Below are 533 nucleotides of genomic sequence, written 5' to 3'. Positions count from 1 at the left end.
TATGCAACGTTATGATAATGTTGTTGATTTAATTAAACATGATGAAACATTATCATCAAAAGCAATAGTAAAACCTAAAGACGATGGTAAGATGTTAACCAAATACAGTAGAACTAATGAGACAGCAAAAGATGAGAATGGAAATACAATAAATATAGTAAATCTTAATGACAATAAGGTTAAATATACACTTGATATAAACCCTAATAATCAAAGTGTAACAAATGCAATTATTGAAGATAACATTCCAGATGGAATGAAATTAGTAGATGGAAGCATTATGGTAGGTACATATGATATATCTGATAACTTTGAATGGGTAACAGATAAAATGAAAGATAAGATAAAATTTGAAAATAATAAGCTAACTGTTAATATAGGGAATACAGATAAGCATTATTTAATTTATTATGACTTAGAAGTTACACAGAGACAAAAGGCTTACACAAATAAAGCTAAATTAAGTTATGATAATACATCTAAAGATGTTCAAAATGTTGTAAGATATGAAATGAATGCAGGGGCTATATCAA

Annotated in this window: 1 protein-coding gene; it reads left to right on the top strand. The window is 26.6% G+C overall.

The features are described 5' to 3' along the window. On the top strand, window positions 1-533 hold a 533-nt coding region (locus AZI32_RS17640), incomplete at both ends, for a collagen binding domain-containing protein (protein WP_157450999.1).

The sequence above is a fragment of the Clostridium sp. ATCC 25772 genome, assembly GCF_001573875.1.
Lineage (GTDB): Bacteria > Bacillota > Clostridia > Clostridiales > Clostridiaceae > Clostridium_J > Clostridium_J senegalense.
Note: the sequence above shows the minus strand (reverse complement) of the source record. Positions and strands in the feature narration are given on the sequence as shown.